General features: G+C 71.5%; 13 protein-coding genes. 9 read left to right on the forward strand and 4 right to left on the reverse strand.

Features of this window, described 5'->3' with window-relative positions:
- Positions 1-54 precede the first annotated feature (54 nt).
- Positions 55-492 carry a peptidoglycan-binding domain-containing protein gene (locus tag ABTZ99_RS42125; protein WP_499618668.1) on the reverse strand — a complete coding sequence of 146 codons (438 nt, stop codon included), beginning with the start codon at positions 490-492 and terminating at the stop codon, positions 55-57.
- 137 nt (positions 493-629) lie between these two features.
- Positions 630-3,482, reverse strand: a complete 2,853-nt coding sequence (locus ABTZ99_RS42130) for a glycoside hydrolase family 3 C-terminal domain-containing protein (RefSeq protein ID WP_499618669.1) — start codon at positions 3,480-3,482, stop codon at positions 630-632.
- Between the two features lie 198 nt (positions 3,483-3,680).
- Here ABTZ99_RS42130 and ABTZ99_RS42135 point away from each other — a divergent pair, with 198 nt between their 5' ends.
- The 8 genes from ABTZ99_RS42135 to ABTZ99_RS42170 all read left to right on the forward strand — a co-directional run bounded on the left by ABTZ99_RS42135 (position 3,681) and on the right by ABTZ99_RS42170 (position 16,357).
- Entirely contained in the window at positions 3,681-5,360 is a 1,680-nt protein-coding gene (locus ABTZ99_RS42135; RefSeq protein WP_499618671.1) for an ABC transporter substrate-binding protein, read from the forward strand.
- Positions 5,357-6,319: an ABC transporter permease gene (locus ABTZ99_RS42140; protein ID WP_498785773.1), complete on the forward strand. Its 963-nt coding sequence runs from the start codon at positions 5,357-5,359 to the stop codon at positions 6,317-6,319. Before ABTZ99_RS42135 ends, ABTZ99_RS42140 begins: the two co-directional genes overlap by 4 nt.
- On the forward strand, positions 6,316-7,293 hold the full coding sequence (locus tag ABTZ99_RS42145; protein ID WP_498785771.1) for a carbohydrate ABC transporter permease: 978 nt from the start codon (positions 6,316-6,318) through the stop codon (positions 7,291-7,293). The genes ABTZ99_RS42140 and ABTZ99_RS42145 overlap by 4 nt, the downstream gene beginning before the upstream one ends.
- 70 nt (positions 7,294-7,363) lie before the next feature.
- Complete coding sequence (locus ABTZ99_RS42150) at positions 7,364-8,404, forward strand: LacI family DNA-binding transcriptional regulator (RefSeq protein ID WP_498785769.1); 1,041 nt, start codon at positions 7,364-7,366, stop codon at positions 8,402-8,404.
- A 79-nt stretch (positions 8,405-8,483) separates the two neighbouring features.
- Positions 8,484-10,514 (forward strand): glycoside hydrolase family 31 protein, encoded by a 2,031-nt coding sequence (locus ABTZ99_RS42155; protein ID WP_499618673.1) that lies wholly within the window; start codon positions 8,484-8,486, stop codon positions 10,512-10,514.
- The gene (locus tag ABTZ99_RS42160) at positions 10,511-12,472 is read left to right on the forward strand and encodes a beta-galactosidase (protein WP_499618675.1); all 1,962 of its coding nucleotides are present in this window, start codon (positions 10,511-10,513) and stop codon (positions 12,470-12,472) included. Before ABTZ99_RS42155 ends, ABTZ99_RS42160 begins: the two co-directional genes overlap by 4 nt.
- A gap of 88 nt (positions 12,473-12,560) precedes the next feature.
- Complete coding sequence (locus ABTZ99_RS42165; protein WP_499618677.1) at positions 12,561-14,060, forward strand: glycoside hydrolase family 43 protein; 1,500 nt, start codon at positions 12,561-12,563, stop codon at positions 14,058-14,060.
- Positions 14,061-14,374: 314 nt separating this feature from the next.
- Positions 14,375-16,357 carry a cellulase family glycosylhydrolase gene (locus tag ABTZ99_RS42170; RefSeq protein WP_499618679.1) on the forward strand — a complete coding sequence of 661 codons (1,983 nt, stop codon included), beginning with the start codon at positions 14,375-14,377 and terminating at the stop codon, positions 16,355-16,357.
- A 105-nt stretch (positions 16,358-16,462) separates the two neighbouring features.
- On the opposite strand, the gene ABTZ99_RS42175 is transcribed toward ABTZ99_RS42170, so the two are convergent.
- A complete protein-coding gene (locus tag ABTZ99_RS42175; protein ID WP_499618682.1) occupies positions 16,463-17,767 on the reverse strand; it encodes a CE1 family esterase in 1,305 nt (434 codons plus the stop codon).
- Between the two features lie 630 nt (positions 17,768-18,397).
- Between ABTZ99_RS42175 and ABTZ99_RS42180 the strand changes: the two genes are divergently transcribed.
- Entirely contained in the window at positions 18,398-19,381 is a 984-nt protein-coding gene (locus ABTZ99_RS42180) for an acetylxylan esterase (protein ID WP_499618684.1), read from the forward strand.
- Positions 19,382-19,449: 68 nt separating this feature from the next.
- Here the strand turns inward: ABTZ99_RS42180 and ABTZ99_RS42185 are convergent.
- On the reverse strand, positions 19,450-20,205 hold a 756-nt coding region (locus ABTZ99_RS42185), incomplete at its 5' end, for a cellulose-binding domain-containing protein (RefSeq protein WP_499618685.1).

A 20,205-nucleotide genomic window follows, 5' to 3' on the forward strand; every position in this document is an offset into this window, starting at 1 on the left:
CCCGCAAGCGGCTCCCCGCGGCACCGATCGGAACCGCGGGGAGCCGCCGCACGCTCAGGACACGAAGACGCAGGTATCGGTCCGCAAGCCGTTGTTGTGGAACACGGGCCACTTCAGCGCCGCGCGCGTGTTCGGGCCGTAGCTGCCGTCCGCGAGGACGCCCCGACGCTGCTGGGCGTACTTCAGGCGCTCCTCCGTGATGGCGCCGAAATCGCTGTCCGCGACGAGGTTCGGCGCCCAGTTGCAGTACTTCAACGCCAACTGGAGCGCGTTCACCGCGCTGCCGTAGGAACCGCGTTCCAGGTAGCAGGTCGTGCTGCCGGTGGCCTTGTGGTAGGGCTGCTTGGTGCCGTAGAGGCTGTTGTGCTGCACCCACTTCACCCCGTCGCACCAGCCCACCGCGGCCGCGGCCGCGGTGCCTCCCGCACCGACGACGCTGAACCCTGCGAGCAGTGCCGCTGCCGCGGCGATCGTCGCGATGTACGGACGCATGGTCGTCCTCTCGTTCGCCACCGGCGAGTCCGCCGGTGCCTCCCCTGTGGTCGCCACGCTAGGTCGCGCCGCCTTTCGGCGGAGTCAGGCGAACACCCGACACGGTCGATCGCCGGGCACGCCGATGGCCGGGCGGGTCAGGCCGGTGCGGTCGTCGGGCGCGAGGACGTGAGGCGGAACGCGGCCAGGCGGAAGTCGCCGTGCAGCGTCAGCGACAGGTCGTGGACGCCGTCCGGCCGCTCCTCGAACCGCGCCGCGGCCGTCGTCCACGCGTAGCGGTCGCCCGTCACCGGCACGTCGACCGCGCCGAGCGACCGGTCGCCCAGGTGGAACTCCAGCCGGGCCCGCCCCGGACCACCCACCCGCGCCACCTCGACCTCGACGCCCGCGGCGCCGGTCAGGTCCGCGGCGCGGAACAGCAGCGTCGCGGGCCGCGCCGGGTCCGCCGGTGCGACCGCGTCACCGGTCACCCGGGTCGCGTCGACCAGCGCGAGCCCCGAGTAGTCGTCGAAGTCGACCGCACGGGTGTCCCGGTCCACCACCGCGCGCGGCGTGGGGTCCTCGCCGGTGACGGAGAACCGCGCCACGAGGACGTGGTCCTCCGCGGAACGGGCGACGACGATCTCGTAGTCGCCCGGGTCGACCGCGAACGCACCGCGCTCGACGTCCCAGTGCGCGAGCCGGTCGACGGGCAGCCGGAAGGTCAGCTCCTCGCCCTCCCCCGCGCCGACGCGGACCTTGCGGAAGTCGACGAGGCGCAGCCGGGGCGCGTCGTAGCGGGCGGCCACCGCGCGCACGTAGACCTGGACCACCTCGCTGCCCGGCCGCGCACCGGTGTTCGCCACCGCCACCGAGACCTCCAGCGACCCGTCCTGCGGCACGACCTCCGACGACAACCGCAGGTCGCGGTAGGCGAAGTCGGTGTAGGACAGGCCGTGGCCGAACGCGTACAGCGGCGCGGTCCGGTGGTACTGGTAGGTCCACCCCGCCTTGATGACGTCGTAGTCGAGCGGGTGGGGCAGCTCGTCGTCGCCCCGGTACCAGGTCTGCGGCAGCCGGCCCGCCGGCTCCTCGTCGCCGAGCAGCACGGCGGCCAGCGCGTGACCCGTCTCCTGCCCGCCGTGGGACGTCCACACCACGGCGGGCAGGTGCTCGTCGGCCCAGTCCACGGCGTAGGGGTAGCTGCTCATCACCACCAGGACGGTGGCCGGCCGGACCTCGGCGACGGCGCGGAGCAGCGCCTCCTGCGTCCCGGGCAGCGCGGTGCCGGTGCGGTCCTGGGTCTCGCGGCCGTTGATGAGCGGGTGGTTGCCGAGGACGACGACCGCGACGTCGGCGGCGGCCGCGGCGGCGCGAGCCTCCGCCGCGCCGTCGCGGACCAGCTCGCGCGACCAGCGCTCGGCGGTCGCGGGCGTCTCGGCCGTGACGACCACGCGGCCGTCGGCCGGGTCGACCGCGGCGTAGCGGCCGGTGAGGACGTTGCGCACCAGCACCGCGTCGCCGTCGTCCGCGACGGGCTCCAGCACGAACGTCTCGTGCACGTCCCAGCTCTTGACGCGTTCTTCCTCGGTGACGAGGGTGCCGTACTTGGCGCCGAGGTGGCGGCCGGTGTCGGCGGAGCGCAGCGTCACCACGTCGTCACCCCACTCGGTGACGTCGAAGGCGGTGTCGCCGAGCAGGAGCCCGGTGGTGCGGGAACGCAGCGCGATGCGGTCGTCACCGGACACGCGGACCACGTCGCCGACCGCCTCCTCGAGCCCGGCGGCGACGGTGACCCGGTACGGCATCGTGCCGCTGTACCAGTCCTCGTGCAGCACGTCGGACAGCGGGCCGATGACCGCGACGCGGGGCGCGGCGGCCTTGTCGAGCGGCAGCAGCCCGTCGTTCTTCAGCAGCACCACGGCCTCGGTGGCCGCCCGCGCGGCGAGCACGCGGTGGTCCGGGTGGTCGATCGCGTCGGGGCCGATCGCCGCGTACGGGTCGAGGTCCGGGTCGAACTCGCCGAGGCGGAACCGCAGCTCCAGCTGCCGGCGCACGGCGCGGTCGACGTCGGCCTCGTCGATCAGGCCGCGCTCCAGCGCCTCGCGCAGCCGCCCGACCGGCGTGCCGCTGTCCGTGCCGTGGTCGGTGAAGCTGTCGATGCCCGCCTTGAGAGCGGCGGCGTGCGACTCCGCGTGGTCGTCGAAGTAGTGCTCCAGGTCGACCAGGTTGGACGGCGCCTCCGCGTCGCTGACCACGAACAGCTCGTGCCCGGTCGGCTCGGCCCAGCGGCGCAGCTCGTCCCCGATCAGCGGGCTGACGTGACACGGACGGCCGTTGACCAGGTTGTACGCGGCCATGACGCCGGTCGCCGCGCCGGAGGCCACCACGGGCCGGAACGCCGCGAGGTCGTACTCGTGCAGCACCCGGGGGCGCACGCCGGAGGACGTGGTGCAGCGGTCGTCCTCGTTGTTGTAGGCCAGGAAGTGCTTGAGCACGGGTGCGGCGCGCAGGAACCTCGGGTCGTCGCCCGCGAGCCCCCGGCAGAACGCCTCCGCGATCCGCGCGGTGTGCACCGGGTCCTCGGAGTAGCCCTCCTCGTTGCGCCCCCAGCGCGGGTCGCGCAGCAGGTTCACCACCGGCGCCCACGCCTGCAGGCTCGTCCGGCCGTCGCCCTCGGCCGGCGGCCGGTGCAGGTGGAACGCGCGCAGCTCGACCGAGGTCGCCTCGGCCACGCGGCGCACCAGCTCCTCGTCCCAGGTCGCGCCCAGGCCCACGGCCTGCGGGAACGACGTGGCGACACCCAGCCACGACACGCCGTGCAACGCCTCGGCCCCGGTGCGGAACGCGGCGACGCCCAGCCGGGGAACGGCGGGGGCGTACTGGTGCAGCATCGCGATCCGCTCGTCGAGCGTCAGCCGGGCGAGCAGGTCATCGACGCGCTTGCGCACGTCCAGCCCGGAGTCGTGGAACGGCAGCCGCCCGGTGGCGGACAGGGATGAGGAACTCACGCGGCACAACCCCTCGGGTCAGATCATGTGAAGCGCTTCAACGCTGACACGGAGCCCGTGACACTGTCAATGAGTGCCTGCCCAGCCTGCATCTTGGCGGCCAACTGGCTCTTGCCGTGCGCCAGGTCACATGACTACTCTCCCGGCATCGTCAAGCGCTTCGACACTCCGCTTTCAACGAAGAAGGGTGGCCCTGTCATGGGGATTGAGCTGAATCGCCGGAGGTTCCTGAGCGTCTCGGCCTCGGTCGCGGGACTCACGGCCATGGGTGGCCTGCTGTCCGCGTGCGGCGGCGGCGCCCAGCAGAAGACCGGCGCCAACAGCGACGCCCTCAAGTCCGCGCTCCCGAACTACGTGCCGAGCACGTCGATCAAGCCGGACATCCCCTCGGTGGCCGGTGGCGCGGACATCCTGACCGACCCGGGGTTCCTCACCTACCCTTCGAACCCGGTCGCCACGGTGTCCGGCGTGCCGGGCAAGGGCGGCAGGTACACGACCGTCACGCCGCTGTGGGGCACGATCCCGCCCGCCGACAACTCGTTCTACCAGGCCATGAACGAGGCGCTGGGTGTCACGCTCGACATGAAGCCCGCCGACGGCAACAACTACGCCACGATCATCCCCACCATGACCGCCGCCAAGCGGCTGCCCGACTGGATCCAGCTGCCGACCTGGTGGAACTCCAACTTCAGCGTCGGTGAACTGGCCGGGTCGCAGCTCGCGGACCTCACGCCCTACCTGTCCGGCGACAACATCAAGAAGTACCCCAACCTCGCGGCCATCCCCACGGGCGCCTGGCAGGCCGGGGCCTGGGGCGACAAGATCTACGGCATCCCGTCGTTCTCCAGCGGGTTCGTGGTCGCCGGCACCACGTTCTACCGCCGCGACCTCTTCGACGCCAAGGGCATCACCGCGGACCAGGTGAAGTCCGCCGACGACCTGATGAACCTGGGCAAGGAGCTGACCGACGCCAAGGGCGGCGTGTGGGCCTTCGACGACGTGTGGACCTACATGTTCCCGTCGTGGAACGTGCCCCTCAAGTGGAAGGTCGACAACGGCAAGCTGATCCACAAGTACGACATGCCGGAGCTGCTGGACGCCCTGGAGTGGCACTACCAGCTCGCGACCGCCGGCTACCTGCACCCGGACGCGCAGGCCGGCGACAACACCAACGCCAACGTGCGCTTCTACTCCGGGAAGGTGCTGATCGGGGGCGGTGGCACCGGCGCGTGGAACGCCGCCGACCACCAGTCCGGCACGGCCGCCAACCCGAACTTCCGGCGGGGCTCCTTCGACTTCTTCACCGCCGACGGCAAGGGCGAGCCGCAGATCCACCTCGGCCCCTCCACCAGCATCATGAGCTACCTCAACAGCAACCTGAAGCCGGAGCAGATCGAGGAGCTGCTGGCGGTCGCCAACTACCTGGCCGCGCCGTTCGGCTCGAAGGAGTACACGCTGGTCAACTTCGGTGTCGAAGGCGTCCACCACACGATGGTCAACGGCGTGCCGACCGCCACCGAAGAGGGCAAGAAGAACGTCCAGGCGCAGACCTTCCCGTTCCTGGCCTCGCCGCCCGCGGTGGTCAGCAACCCCGGCTCGGACGTCGTCACCAAGGACCTCACCGCCTGGCAGGCCGCGAACGTCAAGCACCTGCGCAAGCCCGTGTTCTGGAACATGAACATCAGCCTGCCGCGGTCGATGGCCACCACCGACGCGGCGCAGGCCGTCGAGGACGCCATCAAGGACTGCTACCACGGCAAGAAGAAGGTCGCCGAAGTGAAGGAGGCGATCACCACCTGGAAGTCCAGCGGCGGCGGCGACAAGCTCGTCCAGTGGATGGACGAGAACGTGCTGCAGAAGCACGGGACCGGGCAGTGAGTTCCGCGGTCACGGAACGGCCCGCGCGCGAGGACGACGCGCGGAGGAACAAGCTGAGCCTGCGGGTGAGGCTGCGGCGCGACCGGTCGCTGCTGCTGATGACCGTGCCCGCCGTCCTGCTGCTCCTGGTCTTCAACTACGTGCCGCTGTTCGGGCTGCTGACGGCGTTCCAGGACTACAACCCGCTGGTGGGGGTGTGGAACAGCGAGTGGGTGGGCCTCGCCCAGTTCGAGGTCCTGTTCGAGGACTCGCTGTTCTGGGGGTCGCTGACCAACACGCTGTACCTCAGCTTCGTCCAGCTGATCCTGTTCTTCCCGATCCCCATCGCGCTGGCGCTGCTGCTGAACTCGGTGCTCAGCGAACGGCTGCGCAACCTCATCCAGTCCATCGCCTACCTGCCGCACTTCTTCTCCTGGGTGCTCGCGATCACGATCTTCCAGCAGATGTTCGGCGGTGCGGGGCTGCTCAACCAGTTCCTGCGCAGCAACGACATCGGCACCTGGGACATCATGACCGACCCGGACACCTTCGTGCTGCTGATCACCTCGCAGGCGATCTGGAAGGAGGCCGGCTGGTCGATCATCGTGTTCCTCGCCGCGCTCGCCGCCATCAACACCGACCTGTACGAGTCGTCCGCGGTGGACGGGGCCGGGCGGTGGCGGCGGCTGTGGCACATCACCCTGCCCGGGATGGCCGGCGTCATCATGCTGATGCTGGTGCTGCGCCTGGGCAACGCGCTCACCGTCGGGTTCGAGCAGTTCCTGATCCAGCGGGACGCGGTCGGCCACGAGGCGGCCGACGTGCTCGACACCTTCGCGTTCTACTACGGCATCGCCACCAACAACTACAGCTACGGCGCGGCGGCCGGGTTGTTCAAGAGCGTCATCTCGCTGCTGCTCATCTGGGGCGCGAACAAGCTGGCGCACGCCTTCGGCGAAGACGGGTTGTACCGGAAATGACCGAGACGCTGACCATCGAACGCACCAAGGACAAGCGCGCGGTGACCGGCCGGGCGCCCGCCCGGCGCCGCAAGCGCGGCAAACGACCGGTCTGGGAGGAGCCGCCGACCGCGGCCGGCCAGACCGCGAAGGGCCTGACCCTCGGCATGGTGGTGGCCGTGGTCCTGGTCCCGTTGTGGATCATCGTGGTGACCAGCCTGTCCACCCAGGCGGCGGTCAACCGCGCGGGCGGCCTGGTGATCTGGCCGACCGACGTGACCTTCGAGGCGTACCGCGTCATGCTGGGCGACTCCACGGTGCGCAACGCGCTGCTGGTCAGCCTCGGCATCACGGCGGTCGGCACGGCGGTGTCCATGGTCGTGTCGATCCTGTGCGCCTACGGCCTGTCCCGGTCCGGCTCGGTGGCCCACCGCTTCATCCTGGTGCTGCTGATCCTCACCATGTTCGTCAGCGGCGGCCTGATCCCGACCTTCCTGGTCGTCACCGAACTGGGCGGTTACGGGCAGTGGTGGGCGTTGATCCTGCCCACCGCGGTCTCGGTGTTCAACATCCTGGTGCTGCGGGCGTTCTACTCGGACACCTCGGCCGACCTGATCGAGGCGGCCCGGATCGACGGCGCGGGCGACTGGCGGATCCTGTGGTCGATCGTGCTGCCGACGTCCCGGGCCGTGACGGCGGTCGTCGCCCTGTTCTACGGCGTCGGCTACTGGAACTCGTTCTTCAACGTGATGCTGTACATGCCGACCGACAGCGAGAAGTGGCCGTTGCAGTACGTGCTGCTGACCTACGTGAACCGGGGCAACGGGCTGCCCGGGTCGGTGAACGCGGGCTTCGGCTCGCAGTTCTCGCAGACCGCGCCGCTGTCGTTGCAGATGGCGGTGGTGGTCCTGACGATCGTGCCGCTGCTGCTGGTGTACCCGTTCATGCAGAAGCACTTCCGTGTCGGCGTGCTCACCGGGGCGGTCAAGGGCTGAACCGGCACACTGGGCGCACGCGGGCACCGGTACGGGCCCGGAAGAGGACGAGAAAGCAGGAGCATCACGCATGGTGACACTCGCCGATGTGGCCAGGCACGCGGGCGTGTCCGCCAGCACGGTCAGCTACGTGCTCAGCGGCAAGCGCTCGATCTCCGAGGAGACCCGGCGCCGCGTCGAGCGTTCGGTGGCCGAGCTCGGCTACCACCCCAACGCCGGCGCCAGGGCGCTGGCCGCGAAGCGCTCGCACATAGTCGCCCTCGTGGTGCCCCTGCGCGCCGACGTCTACGTGCCGATCATGATGCAGATCGCCATCTCGGTCACCATGACGGCCCGCAAGCACGGCTACGACGTGCTGCTGATCACCAACGACGAGGGGCCGGAGGGCGTGCGCCGGGTCGCGGTGAGCGGCCTGGCGGACGGCGTGATCCTCATGGACGTCGGGTTGGACGACGAGCGCATCCCGGTGCTGCGCGAGTTGCGCACGCAGGCCGCGCTCATCGGCCTGCCCGACGACCACAGCGGCCTGTCCTGCGTGGACCACGACTTCGCGGCCGCGGGCGCGTTGTGCGCGGACCACCTCGCCGACCTGGGCCACCGGGAGGTCGCGTTCATCGGGTACGGCTCGGGGGTGTACCAGCGGCACGCCGGGTACGCCGAGCGCACCCTGATGGGCTTCCGGGACCGCGCCGAGGCCAGAGGTCTGCGCTTCGTGCACCGGCCGTGCGAGGGCACCTACGAGAGCACCGCCGGGACGCTGGCCCGCATCCTCGCCGACCGGCCGGACACCACGGGGTTCGTGGTGCAGAACGAGGGCGCGATCGGCCCGCTGCTCAGCCTGCTGCGCATCAGCGGGCGGACGGTCCCCGAGGACGCCTCCGTGATCGCGCTGTGCCCGGAACTGCTCGCCGAGCAGTACGCGCCGGCGCTGACGGCGGTCACCGGCCCCGCGCAGGAGCTCGGCCGGGTCGCGGTCGAGCAGCTCATGGAGCGGATCACCGCCGCCGGGCGCGACGAGGTGCCCGACGACGAGCTCGTGCTGCTCGAACCCGTGCTGACCGTCCGGGAGAGCACCGGCCCGCACCGCAGCCGGACCCCCAGCTCGACCTGACGACCACCGAGCGGCTCCCCCGCGCCCACCCGCCGTTCGGCGCGGACGCGGTGGACCGTCACCACCGCCAGGAGCACCGATGCACTTCCGCGATCTCGGCAACGCCCTCGAGTGGCGGGCCGGCGGCGAGACCCTGCGCGTCGCGGCGTGGGGACCCGACGCGGTCCGGGTCCGGGCCACCCCCGGCGGACCGGTGCTCGACGACCTGCCCGGCGCGCTGCTCGACGCCCCGCCGGGCGGCGCGCCGGAGGTCGACGTCGCCGAGCACCACGCGACCCTGGTCAACGGCGCGCTGACGGTGCGGGTCGACGCAGACACCGCCGGCTCGGTCACCCCGCACCTGCCGGCGACCGCGGGCCGGCTGACGTTCCTGCGCACGGCGGACGGCGCGGAGCTGCCGGCCGAGCAGCCCGCCCACTTCTGGTGGCCGGGCCCGCGGTCGGCGGCGCCGACCGGCAACGGCTACCACCGCCTGGAGCAGCGGTTCCGCGCCTACCCCGGTGAACGGCTCCACGGCCTCGGCCAGCACACCCACGGCCTGTTCGACCAGAAGGGCGCCGTGGTCGACCTCGTGCAGCGCAACGGCGAGGTGACCATCCCGCTGCTGGTGTCCGACCGCGGCTACGGCCTGCTGTGGAACTCGCCCGCCGTCGGCCGCGTCGAGCTGGCCGAGAACGGCACCCGGTGGGTGGCCGACAGCGCGCGCCAGATCGACTACTGGGTGACCGCGGGCCCGCCGGCCGACGTGCTGCGCCGGTACGCCGACGCGACCGGCCACGCGCCGGAGCTGCCCGGGTGGGCGGCCGGTTTCTGGCAGTGCAAGCTGCGCTACCGCACCCAGGAGGAGCTGCTGGAAGTCGCCCGCGAGCACCGGCGGCGCGGCCTGCCGCTGTCCGTGATCGTGTGCGACTTCTTCCACTGGACCCACCTCGGCGAGTGGCGCTTCGACCCCGAGGAGTGGCCCGACCCGGCCGCGATGGTGCGCGAGCTGGACGAGCTGGGCGTCAAGCTCATGGTCTCGGTCTGGCCGTCCGTGGGCCCGGCGAGCGAGAACTACCACCCGATGCGGGACCGGGGCCTGTTCATCCGGTCCGACCACGGGCCGGCGGCCCACGCCGACTGGCCGGACAAGGGCCTGGGCGCGTACTCGGCGCCGGTCGCGTTCTACGACAGCACCAACCCCGAGGCCCGCGACTACGTCTGGGAGCGCCTCCGGCGCGGCTACCACGAGCTGGGCATCACGGTCTTCTGGCTCGACGCCTCCGAGCCCGAGCTCAAGCCCGGCCACCAGACCGGTCTGCGCTACCACGCGGGTCCGGGCCAGGAGGTCTCCAACCTGTACCCGCGCGAGCACGCCCGCATGGTCCACGACGGGCTGCGCGCGGCGGGCGAGACCGGGATCATCTCGCTCAACCGGTCGTCCTGGGCGGGCGCGCAGCGCTACGGCGCGGCGCTGTGGTCCGGCGACATCGGCACGGACTTCGCCACGCTGCGGGCGCAGATCAAGGCCGGCCTGAACGTGATGATGTCCGGCATCCCCTGGTGGACGACGGACATCGGCGGCTTCCACGGCGGCGACCCGGACGACCCGGCGTACCGCGAGGTGCTGGTGCGGTGGTTCCAGTACGGGGCGCTCTGCCCGCTGTTCCGCCTGCACGGCTTCCGCGGCCCGGCGCAGGTCCTGGAGCCCGCCATGACCGGCCTGCCCAACGAGGTCTGGTCCTACGGCGACGAGGTCTACCCGATCCTGGTCGACCACCTCCACCTGCGCGAACGCCTGCGGCCGTACGTCATGGAGCAGATGCGCGCCGCCTCGGCGACCGGTCTGCCGCCGATGCGGCCGCTGTTCCTGGAGTTCCCCGACGACGAGCGGGCGTGGGAGGTCGACGACGCGTTCCTGCTCGGCCCTGACCTGCTCGTCGCGCCCGTCACCACCGCGGGGGCGCGGGAGCGGACGGTGCACCTGCCCGCCGGCGCCCGGTGGACCGACGCGTGGACCGGCCGGGAGCACGCGGGAGGGCAGGCGGTCACCGTCGCCGCCCCGCTCGAACGCATCCCCCTGTTCGTGCGCGACGACGCACGGCTGCCACTGCACGAGGAGCGGGCATGACGGCGCACGACCTGACCGGGCGGCTCGGCGGTCTCGCCTTCGGCGGCGACTACAACCCCGAGCAGTGGGACGAGCCGGTCTGGGCCGAGGACGACGAGTTGATGCGCCGGGCGCGGGTCAACCTCGCCACGGTCGGCGTGTTCTCCTGGGCCCTGATGGAGCCCGAGGAGGGCCGCTACGACTTCGCCTGGCTCGACGCCCACCTCGACCGGCTGCACGCGAACGGCGTCGCGGTCGACCTGGCCACGCCCACCGCGTCCCCTCCCCCGTGGTTCACCAGGGCGCACCCGGACGCGCTGCCGGTGACCGCCGAGGGCGTGCGGCTGGTGCACGGCAGCCGTGACACGTACTGCCTCGCCGCGCCGGCCTACCGCGACGCGGCCCGCCGCATCGCCGCCGCACTGGCCGAGCGCTACGGCAGCCACCCCGCGGTCGCGCTCTGGCACGTGCACAACGAGTACGCCACGCTCTGCCTCTGCGACCACGCCGCCGCCGCGTTCCGCACCTGGCTGCGCGACCGGCACGGCACGCTGGACGCGCTCAACGACGCGTGGGGCACGGCCTTCTGGAGCCAGCGCTACACCTCGTGGGACGACGTCCTGCCGCCGCGCGCCACGCAGTGGCACCACAACCCCGGGCAGTCGCTGGACTTCCGCCGGTTCTCCTCCGACCTGGCGCTGGCCGCCTACCGGGAGCAGCGCGACGCGATCCGCGCGCACAGCGACCGACCGGTCACCACGAACCTGATGCTGCCCGGCTACCAGAACCTCGACCTGTGGGCGTTCGGCCGCGAGGTGGACCTCGTGACCATCGACCACTACCCGGACCGGCCCGGTCTCGACGCCGCGGCGGACACCGCGTTCGGCGCGGACCGCGCGCGGTGCTTCGGGGGCGGCCGACCGTGGTTGCTCATGGAGCAGGGCGCGAACACCGTCTACGCCGAAGGCCGGGTGCTGCCGAAGGACCCGGGCGACATCCTGCGGCACACGCTGAGCCACGTCGCGCGCGGCTCGGACGGCGCGCTGTTCTTCCAGTGGCGCCAGTCGAGGGCGGGCGCCGAGACGTGGCACTCGGCGATGGTGCCGCACGCGGGGCCCGACAGCCGGATCTTCCGCGAGGTGCAGGCCCTCGGCGAGGCCGTCGCCCGGCTCGCCGAGGTGGCCGGCTCGACGGTGACCGCCGAGGTGGCGGTGCTGCACGACGCGGAGGCGTGGTGGGCGTCGGAGGCCGACGGCCTGCCCTCGCCGGAGCTCGACTACCACTCGATGCTGCGGCGTGCGCACCGGGCGTTGTGGGACGCGGGGGTCGTGACCGACTTCGCCCACCCCGAGCACGACCTGAGCCGATACCGCCTCGTCCTGGCCCCCGCCCTGCTCCTGATGTCCGACGCGGGCGCGGCGAACCTGCGCCGCTACGTCGCCGACGGCGGCACGCTGCTCGTCCAGCACTTCAGCGGCGTCGTCGACGAGCGCCCCCACGCCCGACTCGGCGGGTACCCGGCGCCGCCGCTGCGCGAAGCCCTCGGCCTCCGGGTCGAGGAGCCGCGGCCGTTGCGGCGCGAGGAGCGGATCACGCTGTCCGACGGCGCGCTCGGCACCGTGTGGAGCGAGTACCTGCACCTCGACGGCGCCGAGGCGATCGCGACCTACACCCACGGGATGCTCACCGGACGCCCGGCGCTCACCCGCCACGCCTTCGGCGCCGGTCACGGCTGGTACCTCTCCACCGTCCTCGACGCGGGCGACTACGGCGCGCTGGTCGAGCGGCTGCTGGGCGAAGCCGGCGTGCTCCGCGAGTGGCCGCCCGGCGTGGAAGCCGTCACCCGCGGCGGCCTGCGCTTCCTGATCAACCACGGCGGTGACGCCGTCCCGCTCCCCGAACCCGCGCACGACCTGCTCACCGGCGCTCCGCTGGCCGAACTGCCACCTCAGGGCTGCGCCGTGCTCCGGACACCCTGACCCCGAACCCGACCCCGTCGACCACGCCGTGCGCCGTGCCGCACCGGTGCGCCGGAGCGCGCCCCCGAACAACGAAGGGCTTGATGGGATGTCCTCGAACCACAGCGCGTTCACCAACCCCGTGATCGCGGGTTTCCACCCCGACCCGAGCGTCTGCCGCGTCGGCGACGACTACTACCTCGCCTGCTCCAGCTTCGAGTACTTCCCCGGCGTGCCGCTCTTCCACAGCCGAGACCTGGTGCGGTGGACGCAGATCGGCAACGTGCTCGACCGGCCGGAGCAGCTCCGCCTCCCGCTCGACTCGCCGTCCTCCGCCGGGGTCTACGCGCCGACCCTGCGCCACCACGACGGCCGGTTCTGGCTCATCACCACGAACGTGAGCGGCGACGGCAACCTCCTGGTCACCGCCACCGACCCCGCCGGACCGTGGTCGGACCCGGTCCTGCTGCCCGACCTGCCCGGCATCGACCCCGACCTCGCGTGGGACGACGACGGCGCCTGCTGGAGCACGGTCGCCGGGGTGTCCCAGGTCCGGATCGACCCGCACACCGGGCAGGTGCTCGACGCGCCGAAGCGGATCTGGTCCGGGGCGCCCGGGGCGAAGGCGCCGGAAGCGCCGCACCTGTACCGGATCGGCGAGTACTGGTACCTGCTCATCGCCGAGGGCGGCACCGAACGCGGCCACGGCGTCTCGATCGCCCGCGCCCGCACGCCCGCCGGCCCGTTCGAGGCGTGCCCGGCCAACCCGGTCCTGACCCACCGGGGCACCGACCACCCGATCCAGAACACCGGGCACGGCGACCTCGTGCAGGGGCCGGACGGCTCGTGGTGGCTGGTGCTGCTGGGGGTGCGGCCGGGTGGTGGGACGCCCGGCTGGCACGTGCTGGGCCGGGAGACGTTCCTCGCGCCCGTGACCTGGGTGGACGACTGGCCGGTCGTCGGCCCCTTGGAGCTCGACACGACCGTGCCCTGGCCGCTGGCGCCGGAGCCGATCGAGGCGCCCCGCGACGACTTCGACCTCCCCGTGCTCCAGCCGGCCTGGATCTCGCTGCGCGACCGGCAGGAGCGGCACTGCACGACGAAGGAGCGCGCCGGGTGGTTGACGCTCCACGCGCGCGGGGAGTCCCTGGACGCGCTCGACGTCGTGTTCGTCGGCCGCCGCCAGCGGCACCCGTCCTGCCGGGTGCGCACGCTGGTGGACGCCTCGGGAGGAACGGGCGGTCTGGCGGTGCGACTGGACGAGGAGCACCACTACGAGGTCGAGGCGACCGCCGGCGAGGTGCGGGTGCTCGCCCGCGTCGGCTCGCTGAAGACCGTGGTCGCGTCCCGGGCGGTGCCCGCCGGACCGCTGGTCCTGGGCGTCGACGTGCACGAGGAGAAGACCCTCCGGGACGCGCGCACGGGTCCCGACACCGTGTCCTTCGGCATCGGTGAGCCGGACGGGACCTTCACCACCCTCGCCACCCTGGACGGCCGCTACCTCTCCACCGAGGTCGCCGGCGGCTTCACCGGCCGGGTCATCGGCCTGTACGCCGCCGCGGGCACCGTCCACTTCGACTGGTCCGACTACGAGCCGCTCGACGGCTGACCGACGCCCTCCCCGGGCGTTCCTCGTGCCGCCCCCGATCACCGTGCGGCCCTCGTCCTCGGAGACGTGACCGAGTCCGCGCCTCGCTCACCGACACGACGCCCTGACCGGTCCCGGCGGCCGACCGTCCACCAGGGCTCGTGCGACGTGCGGATCTTCACCGACGACGCGCCGCGTCGGCCGCAACCCCCCGCCGCGGCGGATCACGTCCGCGATCCGGCGCCCCCAACGGCTGTTCGTGCCATCTGAGAAAAGTGAGGAGTTCCATGTTCGGATCGCGCAGGAGGACAGGACCGGTCCATCGGATCGGTGTCGTGGCGGCCGGGGTCGTGGCCCTGACCGCGAGCCTGGTCACGGTGACGGCGAACCAGGCCGTCGCGGCGGAGGCCGGGTGCACCGTCGCGTACTCGGTCACCGGCCAGTGGTCGGGTGGCTTCAACGCCGACGTCGCCGTGACCAACCACGGCGGACCGGTCGACGGCTGGGAGCTGAGCTGGGAGTGGCCGTCCGGTCAGCGGGTCCGCAACGCCTGGAACGCGGAGGTGACCGGGTCCGACGACCGGGTCACCGCCGCGGACGCCGGGTACAACGCCAGGATCACGGCCGGCTCGACGGTGGAGTTCGGTTTCATCGGCACCTGGGCGGAAGCCAACACGGCGCCGTTGTCGTTCTCGCTCAACGGTGTCACGTGCGTGCACGGCGGCAGGCAGCTCACCGCGATGGAGCACACCGCGGCGATGCAGCCGGGGTGGAACCTCGGCAACACGCTGGACTCGACCGGCGGCGACGAGACGTCCTGGGGCAACCCGCGCATCACGGAAGCCTTGCTGGACAACGTGAAGGCACAGGGCTTCAAGAGCGTGCGCCTTCCTGTCACGTGGAGCGCCCACCTGGGCCCGGACCACGTGATCGAGGCGGCCTACCTGGCCCGCGTCAAGGAGGTCGTGCGCTGGGCGCTGGCACGCGACCTGTACGTGATGATCAACCTCCACCACGACTCGTGGCAGTGGGTCCTGACCATGCCCACCGACCGCACCGGCGTGCTCGACCGGTTCACCGGCATCTGGACGCAGCTGGCGGGCGCCTTCGCCGAGTTCGGGCCCAAGCTGACGTTCGAGAGCTGGAACGAGCCGCAGTTCACCGGGAGCACCGGCAAGCCGCAGGAGATCCAGCTCAACGCCGAGCTGAACGCGACGTTCCACGAGATCGTGCGCCGGTCGGGCGGCAACAACGCCAAGCGCCTGCTGGTCCTGCCGACCCTGCACACCTCGTCCGAGCAGGCGTACGTCGACCCGTTGGTGGCGCAGATCCAGGGGTTCGACGACCCCAACCTGATCGCGACCGTGCACTACTACGGCTACTGGCCGTTCAGCGTGAACGTCGCGGGCGGCACGCGTTTCGACGCGGGCGTCCAGAAGGACCTCACCGACACGTTCGACCGCGTCCACGACAGCTTCGTCGCGCGCGGCATCCCGGTGATCATCGGCGAGTACGGCCTGCTCGGCTTCGACCGGCACACCGGGACCATCGAGCAGGGCGAGAAGCTGAAGTTCTTCGAGCACTTCGGCTACTACGCGCGCACCAAGAAGGTCACCACGATGCTGTGGGACAACGGCCAGCACTTCGGCCGCACCTCGTTCCGGTGGAGCGACCCCGAGCTCTACGCGCAGCTCAAGTCGAGCTGGACGACCCGCTCCGGCACGGCCTACACCGACCAGGTGTTCACCGCGAAGTCCGCCGCCATCACGGCCAGGACGATCGCGCTGAACCTCAACGGCACGTCGTTCACCGACCTGTACCACGGCAGCGCGAAACTGGCGCGCGGCCGGGACTACACGATCGACGGCGACCAGCTCACCCTGACCGCCGCGGCGCTGACGAGGCTGAGCGGCTCGCGGGACTACGGCACGAACGCGGTGCTGACGGCCCGCTTCTCCCGGGGCGTGCCGTGGCGGTTCTACGTGATCACCCACGACACCCCGGTGCTGTCCGACGCCACCGGCACGACGGCGTCCTTCGCCATCCCGACGGCGTTCCGCGGCGACCAGCTCGCCACGATGGAGGCCAAGTACGACGACGGCGCCAACGCGGGTCCGCACGACTGGACGTCCTTCAAGGAGTACGACCGGACGTTCGCGCCCGACTACGCGGACGGTCGCACCACCCTGACGTCGGAGTTCTTCGCCGCCGTCAAGGACGACTCACGGGTGACGCTCACGTTCCACTACTGGAGCGGCGACAAGGTGACCTACTACGTCACCAAGTCGGGCAGCGCGGTCACCGGCACGACGGCCTGACCGCCACGCGCTGAACCGCGCGCTCGAACGCTCCCCGGGAGGCGGGACCGGATTCCGGTCCACCTCCCGGGGAGCGCTTCGGGTCCGCTCCGCGCTCGGCAGCGGTCAGGAGGCGCAGGTCGCGCCGTTGAGGGTGAACGAGGGCGGTTTGCCGGTGTCGCCCGTGTGGTTGGCCTGGAAGCCGATGCTCACCGACCCGCCGGGGGCGATGGCGCCGTTGTAGGACACGTTCCTGGCCGTGACCTGTCCCGACGAAGGCGAGTAGGAGGCGTTCCACCCGGAGGTGATCGTCTGCCCGCCGGGCAGGGTGAAGACCAGCGACCAGCCGCTGATCGGCGCGCTGCCGGTGTTGGTGATGACGATCTCCGACGTGAGGCCGGAGTTCCACGCGTTGACGGTGTCGGTCACCTTGCAGCCGTCACCGGGCGGGTTCGTGGTCGTGGTCGTGGTGGTCGTGGTGCTCGTCGTGGTGGTCGTCGTCGTGCCGGGGCCGCCCTGGAACTGGGAGATGAACTTCCACGCCTCGCCCTTGGTCCAGGTCCGGATGCCGCTCTCGGCGTAGGTGCCGTCGACCGGGCCGGGCATGTGGCCGTTGTCGAACGCGGCCCACTGCACCGGGTACCCCGCACGGCACGAGTACGTCGTCGTGATGTGGGTCATGCTGCCCTGCGACGGCTCGCGCGGGCTCTGCGGCGTGCAACCGTTGTTCGCCACGAAGCGATCGCGCAGCGACCGCCCCGCCGAGATGTTGAGCACGTTGTCCGTGATGCCGTGCATGCCGAAGTACGCGATCGGCTGACTACCGCCGCTGCACCCGCTCAACTGCGCGCCCGCGTACACCACGACCGCGCGGAACACCGTCGCCCTGGCGCACGCCAGCGCGTAGCTCATGCCGCCGCCGTAGCTGAACCCCATCGCGAACCGCAACGCCGTGTCGACGCACAGGTCCGCCTCGATCCGCCTGATCATGTCGTCGACGAACACCACGTCCTCGCCGCCGGAGTTCGCCCAGCCGTTGCCCAGGCCCTGCGGCGCCACCAGGATCGCGCTGTTGTTCGACTGCTCCTGCATCCCGTAGTACGACCAGGCCGTCCCGCTGGTCCCGCCCGAGGACACGTCGTTCATCGTGCCGCCGCGCCAGTGGAACCCGAAGATCAACCGGTAGGGGCGGGTGTTGTCGTAACCGTCGGGCACCCGCAGGATGAAGCCGCGGCTCTTGCCGCTGCTCGTGATCGTGTGCGTGCCGCTGCGCAACGTCGGGGCCTTGCCGCAGCCGGCGCTCGACGCGAGCGTGCCGACCTGGGCGGACGGTGCGGTCTCGCCGAGTCCTCCGCTCAACGCCGTGCCGGTCGCGGCCGCCGTGAGGAGCACCGCCGCCAACGCGGGCCCGAGAAGCCTACGCGTGATCATCACCTGACTCTTTTCTGCCGTTCGGACATCGAGTGCGCGGGTGACCGCCCACCGCCTCGACCGACCACCCGGCGGCAGGGTGATCGGGTCGTCCGGCGGTGATCGGTCAGCGGTCGTGCGGTCCGGATCGCGCGCGTCGGCCGGCACGACCGCGAGCAGGGGTGCGCGGAGTTGCCCGACCGAGCGATCCGAAAGTTTCGACTAAGGGATTTTCACTTTCGGGCCAATGTAGGCGTCGATTACGGCGGTGGTCAACGCTCGACAAAGCTAAAATTGTTAGCGCTCACGTCCAGCTGGATTCCGCCAAGATTCCACCAATCACCGTCGATCACCGGTCAAGCGAAACGGGTGCTCGTGTTAACGCAAACCCTCTTCCGCCGGTGCCTCGCCCGACGTTCGACCGGCGGAATGGATCGATCCCATGAGAGGAACACCGGGGCGCTGCTTGGTGAGCACGGCGAGCGGTCCGGTCGAAGCGCTTGACCAGTCGTGTTGAGACGGCCTATCGAGACGATCTCCAACAGAGTCCCCAACATCGCGACCACTCCTGGTCGTCACCTGATTGACAGACCAGCGGAGCGCATGCAAACGTCGAAGCGCTTCACTCTCGCGTCTCCCGAAGGACTCCCCATGCCGCTGACGGACTCCCCGCACGACGAACTGGTCGACTACCGCCCGGATTCGAGCCCACCGCCCGACTTCGACGCCTTCTGGGAGCGCACCCTCGCGGCGGCACGCGCCCGCGGCGGGGCCGTGAAGGTCGAGCCGGTCGCCGACCGACACCTGCTGCGCACCGTCGAGGTGGACGACGTGCGGTTCCCCGGCTCGAACGGTGAGCCGGTGGCCGCCTGGCTGCTGCGCCCGCGCGGCGCCGAAGGCGCGCTGCCCGTCGTCGTGACCTACATCGGCTACAGCGGGGGTCGCGGGCTGCCCACCGACCACCTGCTGTGGTCCGCCGCCGGGTACGCGCAGCTCGTCGTCGACAGCCGCGGCCAAGGCCACGACACCCCCGACTTGACCGAGGGCGGCGGCACGCAGTGGGCCGAGGGCTTCATGACCCGCGGCGTCGACTCCCCCGAGCACTACTACTACCGGCGCCTCATGACCGACTGCGTCCGGGCGGTGGACGCGGTCGCCGACCTGCCCGGGCTCGACCACCGACGGGTGATCGTCACCGGCGGGAGCCAGGGCGGCGGCCTCGCGCTCGCCGTCGCGGGACTGGCGCCGGGCAGCGTGGCGGCGGTCCTGCCGGACGTGCCCTTCTTGTGCCACTTCCGCCGGGCGGCCGAGATCAGCGGCGAGGGCCCTTACCAGGAGCTCGCGAAGTACCTGCGCTGGCACAGCCGCCACCACGTGGAGCGGACCTTCGCCACGTTGTCCTACTTCGACGGTGTCCACCTCGCGCAGCGGGCGACAGCGCCGGCCCTGTTCAGCGTCGGCCTGATGGATCCGATCTGCCCGCCCTCCACCGTGTACGCCGCCTACAACCACTACGCGGGCGAGGACCGGGCCATGACCGTGTGGCCCTTCGCCGACCACGGCGGCGGCTACGGCTCCAACCCGGCCGTGCAGCTGGCCTGGTTGCACGAGCGCGGGCTCGGCGCACCGGCCTGACCTACGACCGCGACTCGTCGCCCCGCCGGACGGGGAGCGTCAGCCGTCCGGCGGGGGTGCCGAGGTGGTCAGCTGGTGCAGGCGACCCCGTTGAGGGTGTAGGAGGCGGGTTTGGCGGCGTTGCCGGTGTGGGTGGCCTGGAAGCCGATGCCGACCGACGCGCCGGGTGCGATGTCGGCGTTGTAGGAGAGGTTCCTGGCCGTCACCTGCCCCGAGGACGGCGAGTAGCTCGCGTTCCAGCCGGAGGTGATGTTCTGCCCGCCGGGCAGGGTGAACACCAGCGACCACCCGGTGATGGGCGTGGACCCGGTGTTGGTGATGGTGATGTCCGAGGTCAGGCCGTTGCCCCAGGCGTTGGTGGTGTTGGTGACCCGGCAGGTGCCGCCCGGCTGCGGAGTGGTGGTTGTCGTGGTTGTCGTCGTCGTGGTGGTCGTGGTCGTCGGCATACCGGAGCCCTTGGCCAGGTAGACGACGGTGCCGTGGGCGGGCACGGTGGCGGAGATGCCGTCGCTCCCCCCGCTGACCGCGTTCGTCCAGGCGTCCCGCAGGGTGATCGACGCGCCTTCCAGGCCGACCTGGTAGCCGTAGGTGGTGATCGTGGTCGGGGTGGAGCCCTGGTTGAACAGGGCGACCGCGACCTCACCGGTGGACAGCCGTTTGGCCAGGACGCGTCGGGTGCCGTCGTTGGAGATCTGCACGGCCTGCAACCCGAGCGGGTCCTGGTTGATCGCGATGAGGTTGGCGTTCTTCAGGATCGTCTGCGTGGCGGCGTCCATGTTGCGCAGGTCGTTGCCCGCGATGAGCGGCGAGGCCATGACGGCCCA

It is taken from the genome of Actinosynnema sp. NPDC002837, assembly GCF_040295345.1.
In the GTDB taxonomy this organism is placed as follows: domain Bacteria; phylum Actinomycetota; class Actinomycetes; order Mycobacteriales; family Pseudonocardiaceae; genus Actinosynnema.